This window comes from uncultured Anaerovibrio sp., from assembly GCA_902786545.1.
Taxonomy (GTDB): domain Bacteria; phylum Bacillota; class Negativicutes; order Selenomonadales; family Selenomonadaceae; genus Anaerovibrio.
The window spans coordinates 1-6,604 of sequence record CADACU010000080.1; the positions used below are offsets into that span (position 1 = coordinate 1).

Sequence of the window (6,604 nt, forward strand, 5' to 3'; positions counted from 1 at the left end):
CCATGATAGATTTCCTCCTTTACTAGATTAGCCGTTAAGCAGCTGGGCACTGTCCAAACGGGTCAGGTTGCTGAGCGGGCGTTCCTGCAACTCGGCAATACCGTTGCCCAGCTCGTTGATGTCATCATCGGAAAGGGACTTGTTGATACCGCTGAAAGTAACAGTGGCATAAGTTTCCTTGCCGTTCTTCACATCTGCTACAACCTGTAGCTTGATGGAAGTGGTTTCCTTAATTTTGGTGATCATAGGTAGTTCCTCCTTGTCATAAGATAAAATGAAATAAGATAAGATGGGGATTTCCGCAAACAAAAAGCCCGCGGTGCCATACCGCGGACTCTTCGCGGAATGACATATATATTCACGCCCGGCCGGGGAGAATATCATATATAACGCCATTCCGCAATAGCACTATATTTTGTTATGCTTATTATACACAATTGTGGATAACGTGTCAATATGTGGATAAAAATCCCAAAAAATAGCACAAGACAATGGCATTTTTTTGCCCTTTGGAGTATTGAAAATACAGTATGGACGGATATAATGAAAGTAAGAAAGGGAAGCAGATTTTCACTTGTGGCAGAATATAACCATATAAGGGGTGATAAATATGTTAACCGCATTACTTTGGATTTTAATTGTTGGTACTTTAATTGGATTATTTATAGATTTCATCCGTGGTATTCCCAAATTTTTGAGAGAATTACCACTAAAAAATGAAAAACGAAAACGGCTTAAGGAAGAAGAAAAATGGCGTAAACAAAAAGAGAAAGAATACCTTGATAAAATTGAATGGTTGAAAATCACTCCAGATATTTACCAAACCAAGAAGAATAAAAATCCTTATAGGAAGGATTTTTATTATAGGCTTTCAGAAGAATTTAGAGGTTATTATAGCTTCAAAAAATATGGGTACGATCTTTTGAGTGATTGCAATACTTTTAATTGATTTTCCTTTATGGCTTTGATATAATCTGCTCACTAAATAGAACCTTCTTTGCTCGGAACCAAGACCCCAGGGCTTCCGGATGTTTCATCTGCGACTGGGGCTCCAGGAGCGCCGGGACCGGAACCGGTAGACGGAGTTCGCCGCCCAGAAAAAGAAGGTTCTTTTTTATTGACATAATATTTTTCCTGCTATATATTCATTTTTGAAAACGGATTCCCAACAAAATTTGAGGGTCTGGATTGATCCAGAAGGCTCGTGTTGGACCCGTTTTCTTTTTTTATATGGGCCGGGTTGTATGCCGGATGGTGGGGCGGCGTGTATTTCCGGCATTATGTGCTGCCCCGTCATCCGGATGGCGGGTGGGGGTTCTTAGAGTAGTTTCATATGATTTTCGATAAACGATATTGCATTATAAAAGGGCTCATACATTATTAAAAAATGTTTGAGTCCCTGAATTATAGTTAGTTCAATTTGGAGGGTCGTATTGGAAAATATCCTGTACCTTATCAAACAGTTCCTGACTTACAATAGGAGCATGTGCATTTTTAATAACACGCCACTCCTCTTTTAGTGCCCGATGCATACCCCGCCAATTGATATGCACCTCCATTACATTATTTTTGTCTAAAGAATGGGGTGCATATCATTCTCAACGCCTGTTACAGTTTGTTATTCCACCTATAAAGGAATGGGACAACTTTCACCAGGTTATATTTTGAAATCGGCCACCGCAGCCTGCAATTCTGCTGCCAGCTTGGCCAGGCTTTTGCTGGCAGTAGCTATTTCTTCCATGGAAGCAGACTGTTCTTCCGCAGCCGCTGACACAGACTCAACCTCCGCTGAATTTTCATGGCCTATTTCATTTACTGTCGTAATCGATGTAGCCATTTGCTGGCTGCCAGATTCCATTTCCTTGATTGCTTTGGAAATTTCTTCTATCTTACCTGCCAGTTCCATAACTGATGTGGCAATTTGCTCAAAGAACCCATCAGCTGACCGAATAGCTTCCATTCCAACTTCAATACGGCTGGCTTCGTTTTCACAGGCCTGAACCGCCAACGCCATATCCTCAAGATTCTTTTTAATTAAATTGCTGATCTCCTGGGAAGAATTCTCCGAGCCTTCAGCCAGCTTACGGACTTCGTCGGCTACCACCGCAAATCCACGGCCTGCTTCACCTGCTCTGGCAGCTTCAATAGCAGCATTCAATGCCAAAAGGTTGGTCTGACCGGCAATGCTACTTATAACCTCAACTATATTACTTATTTTCTTGGAGCTTTCATCCAAAGCACTGACAGATACCCGTATGTCTTTGGAACCCTCCCCAATTTTTTGCATTTCGTTAACAGCAGCAGCTATCGCGCCGCGTCCTGCCGATGCCTTCTGACTGGTGGCACGGGCTTCATCCAGCAGTACATTCGATGTTACGGATATTTCACCGGCACGGTCGGAAACATTTTCTGCGAATTGAGTCATTTCCTTGGTTTGCTTGGTTTGATTTTCAATACCACCGGCGATGGAAACCACTGATTGGGAAACCGATGAAGATGCAATGGCAGATTGGTGGGCACTGGCTGTCAGTTCCTGGCTGGCAGCTGCTACTTGACTGGCACCACTTTGTATGCCGGCCACAAGCTTTTGCAGTGCCCCACGCATCTTATCAAATCCCTGTTCCAGCTGGCCAATTTCATCTTCACTACGAGGTCCTTGGGAGGCATGACTGCGAAAATCACCACTGGCCAATGTGTTGCAATCATCCCGAACATCGGCAATAGTTCCCGTAATACGTTTAACAAAAATATATATAATCGCAATTGCCAGTGCAGTAAAAGCAATTGCCAAAGCCAGCATAATGAAAAACAGCCGATTGGCGTCAGCCTTTATTTCGGCCGAAGGCGCAGTTACCGTAATAAACCAGTTACGACCGTCTAATTTTATAGGAGTAACCACACCAAACATCCGAATTCCGTCTTCACCATCATAACTAAAGGAATCTGTTGTACCAGATGAAACTATTTCACCAAACCTGCGATAAAACTTCTCGCCAAGCTTGCTGTCGGCATTGGCAGATTGATCAAGAACATTAAATTTTGCCACATAATCCGGTTTTTTGGCAAAACCTATAACTAATCCTTCCTGATCGGCAATAAAAGCATAGCCACTATCAAAAAACTGTACACCTTCCGTAAAACCGGAAACTTTATCCAAAGTCACCGTTGCACACAGTAAACCAACAAAAGTATTCCCATCCATAACCGGAACTGCAATATGCGTCATGGGTTTCTGCATGGATTTTGAAAAAGACGGTGCCGTTATATATGGCTGCTTGGAGGCAGTAACCTTCTGGTAATACTCAGTTTTGCTACGGTCAGCTTCCCGCCCATCCTGGAAAAAAGCTTTGCCGTTTGGCGCAACAAAACAAATACGGGTAAAGGACGGTTCCCGGCCTATCAAGGCTGTCATCCCCCGCATTCTTGCCTCCTTATCACCCAGCAAAAACGATTCACTGGCCCCAAGTTCGGACAGACGCATCACCTGGCCATCCACATTTCCTTTTATTATAGCAGCATATCTTTCACCAATTCCCTCTGCAATGGTATGGGCATTCTTGGTTAACAGGCTGTAAGTTACTTGATAACTGATTGTGGTTAGTATGGTAAAACTAACAATAAACAACGGTACAATAATAAGTAAAAACTTACTTTTCAGGCTTTTGATATGACGCATTGTGTTCCCCTCCTAAAAGTTTAGAGCAAAAATATTAAACAAATATTAGCATGATGTTAGCAAGATTTCGATATACTTCATTATATAGCAAATACATTGGCATAACAACAAAAAATAGATAATATTCAATTATTTTTAGTTTACCTAAATGTCATTTAAGCAATATCTAATGACATTCTATTGGGGAAAAGCTATAATTTAGTCAATACTTGTAAAATTATAATAGGACCGTGATATACACAGGATTCAGCATAGTTTTCCCGGAAGGACGGAATACGCATGGAAAAAAGGAAAAACGGGAGATATATTTCTTTGACCACTTGGCCAAAAACCTCTACGAGGGTGCGGAAGCCTTGGCTGCCCTGAAGGAGTACCATAATGTCGGTGATATTTTCAGAATTCTCCAGGATTACGGGTATTTGATTGGCATGTCTATGGACAGTTATTTGGAGATTGCCCTGCAAGCCGGGGATGATCTCAAATACTTTTTGGATCCCGAAACCGGGGATTTTTCCGAAGACGCAATTTCCAATCAGGAGGAAGCGGAGTTCAAGGCCTCCTTTATGGAACGCCGCAATCTGATTATGAAACTTCTGGGAAGGAGTCATACCCCGCCCCGTTTTCCACTCATTGTATCAGTGGAAAACGGCAAAGTACGGGGTGCCCTGGAGCGTTTTCATGGCGTAATACAGTGGTTTGACATTCCCTACGGGGCCGTAGCCAAGGGGGAGAACCGCTGGAAAAAGCCCAGCCTGCCCCGCCTATTCAACGGTTACTGAACTGCACCAAGCCCGGCGAAAAGAATCTGCAATTCATTGGCGGCAAGGCCTTGGGGGTAGAGGGCAAGCTGACCCTCAATATATGTCGCCCCAATTCCGCCAAGAAGAAGCTTCCGGTCATGGTTTACCTCCACGGCGGGGGCTTCCAGATCGGCAATACCGAGGAATGGCTTGGCAACAAGTTTTGCGAAATGGTGCAGGCGGTTCATGTGGGCATCGAATTCCGAAAAGGAGCCCTGGGATTCAATCCCTTGCCATCACTTCACACCGGGGATGCTGAGGAGAACAGTGGCAACTATGCTTTGCTGGACATCATCACCGCCTTGCACTGGATACAACGAAACATCGAGTCCTTTGGCGGCGATCCGGAAAATGTGACCATCAGTGGTCTGTCCAGCGGTGGCCGTGCTGCCGTCCTGATGATGATATGCCCTCTGGCCCGGGGGCTTTTCCATAAGGTAATTGCCTTCAGTGCCGGGCTCACACTTGCCGTTCCGGAACCATCACAAAAGGTTTTCGCCCAGCGCTTCGCACGTCTGGCGGTGGAGGACGGCCTGCGTAACACCCAGGATGAGGTGGAAAAGTGGTTGTTGTCCGAGGCGGCCGATGATCGGAAAACGGCACGGGCATGGCTAATGGGGCTTTCGGAAGAACGTGTCATAAGTTTGTTTCCGGTTGCAGGCGGACGCATGGTCGCCTTCCCCCATTTTTTCCTGGATGGAACGGTGTTACCTAAGGAAGGCTTCGATACCCTCCATTGGAACCAGGCCCCTCTCATGGCCTTTTGCAGCTCGGATGAATTCAGCCTGTTCACTGGTGTCGACCCATGGTTCAGGCAACGTCAAAAGGCGAACCCGGCAGACCAAGCTCTCCCTGGAGACAAGGCGTTAAGCACGAAATACGGCAGCCTGTTTTTCGCCTATTTCAGCAGCCATCAAATGGCAAAACACCTCTACCCCCACCTGAATACGCCTATCTACATCGGCCGGTTCAACTATGGCCACGATGCGAAGCACTTCAGTGAGGAATTCGTCCGGCGTTATGGTGCAGTGCACGGCGTATACCTACCCTTCCTGTCCGACCAATTGCAAATTCATTTCCAATGAGGTTCTTATAGTAGAATTCAGCTTTTTCTATAAAATATCTGAGCAAACAGCGTAGCTCCTCATCAAATTGATAAATTTTATATATGTCTGTAAATTTTATCCCCGGGGTAAGCTTGCCACTGTGTGGATTAATCCGATGCTGCAGCATATAGCCTGATAACCTATAATAGCTTATTTGCTGCAAGACATTTCTGGTAAGCTCCACATCATCTACAACGACCCCATGTTCTTCCAGCTTTTTAATTTGTTCATTTATAGAATATGGTTTCTTCAAATCCATTATATATTTCCCCTAACAAGTAAAAAAGCCAAGCTCAACGCCTGGCCTGGTCCCAAGTGTTATCAGCACCTGGCAACTCTGTTAGTTACATTATATCAAATAATAAAAATAAATCAACTTCATTTGGAAATAATGACAAGGATACCACCCACATCTAGCCCTGGCTTCAAACACTGAACAACATGTCTGCCTGGTCCTGCGGCCTGAGCTTTTCACTAAAACGACATATTTGAGCAGATTTTCCCGATTATTTTCGTTTGAAATACGTTTGAAATTACCGTGTTTATAATCAAAAAAGCAGTAAATACGCGGTTTAAACGGTTTAAAATGCGTTTGAAATTCGTGCGAAATTCGTTTGAAAATGTGATTATGTGTTTCAAAAACAAGGTCACCACCCACACCCAGCCCCTGCTCCCGGCTTCCCGCCACGGCCCCGCCGTGGCTCCAGCTTCAGATCGGGGCTTTTTCACTTTCTGGGTGCTTTTGACTGAAAGTGAGCCGGGGGCGGGCCCTTGCTTCCCATACCGTCCAGCCGGTCCCTTCCCCGTCTGCGCGACTCCCCGGCTACGGCTGGATGAAAGAGCATGTCCATATACCCGCCCTGGTCCATCCCCTTTCACCAGAAGATATATATCGACTGCTATGGGGCCAGTTAGCGGTAGCTGTCTTTCCGTTACGGTTCCCTTCACTCATTCCAGCCACCGCCCCCACCTCTTAGTGCAGTCCCCCCACAGCACCACTTTTCACTGCGCTGCTGACGCAG

General features: G+C 45.2%; 7 protein-coding genes. 3 read left to right on the top strand and 4 right to left on the bottom strand.

The genetic code is table 11. From position 1 onward, the window contains the following. Positions 1–27: 27 nt before the first annotated feature. On the bottom strand, positions 28–246 hold the full coding sequence (locus QZV24_RS10120; RefSeq protein WP_294523469.1) for a DUF1659 domain-containing protein: 219 nt from the start codon (positions 244–246) through the stop codon (positions 28–30). Positions 247–610: 364 nt separating this feature from the next. On the opposite strand from QZV24_RS10120, the gene QZV24_RS10125 reads away from it, so the two are divergent. Continuing rightward, positions 611–949: a hypothetical protein gene (locus QZV24_RS10125; protein WP_294523470.1), complete on the top strand. Its 339-nt coding sequence runs from the start codon at positions 611–613 to the stop codon at positions 947–949. Between the two features lie 466 nt (positions 950–1,415). Here QZV24_RS10125 and QZV24_RS10615 read toward each other — a convergent pair whose 3' ends face one another. Both QZV24_RS10615 and QZV24_RS10130 read right to left on the bottom strand, forming a co-directional pair. Further along, positions 1,416–1,559, bottom strand: a complete 144-nt coding sequence (locus QZV24_RS10615; protein ID WP_363138220.1) for a recombinase family protein — start codon at positions 1,557–1,559, stop codon at positions 1,416–1,418. 98 nt (positions 1,560–1,657) lie between these two features. Next, entirely contained in the window at positions 1,658–3,676 is a 2,019-nt protein-coding gene (locus QZV24_RS10130) for a methyl-accepting chemotaxis protein (RefSeq protein WP_294523471.1), read from the bottom strand. A gap of 230 nt (positions 3,677–3,906) precedes the next feature. Between QZV24_RS10130 and QZV24_RS10135 the strand changes: the two genes are divergently transcribed. Next, positions 3,907–4,455 carry a carboxylesterase family protein gene (locus QZV24_RS10135; protein ID WP_294523473.1) on the top strand — a complete coding sequence of 183 codons (549 nt, stop codon included), beginning with the start codon at positions 3,907–3,909 and terminating at the stop codon, positions 4,453–4,455. Further along, the gene (locus tag QZV24_RS10140; protein WP_294523478.1) at positions 4,452–5,561 is read left to right on the top strand and encodes a carboxylesterase family protein; all 1,110 of its coding nucleotides are present in this window, start codon (positions 4,452–4,454) and stop codon (positions 5,559–5,561) included. Before QZV24_RS10135 ends, QZV24_RS10140 begins: the two co-directional genes overlap by 4 nt. On the opposite strand, the gene QZV24_RS10620 is transcribed toward QZV24_RS10140, so the two are convergent. Next, on the bottom strand, positions 5,473–5,841 hold the full coding sequence (locus QZV24_RS10620) for an Abi family protein (RefSeq protein WP_363138222.1): 369 nt from the start codon (positions 5,839–5,841) through the stop codon (positions 5,473–5,475). The genes QZV24_RS10140 and QZV24_RS10620 overlap by 89 nt on opposite strands. Between the last annotated feature and the right edge of the window lie 763 nt (positions 5,842–6,604).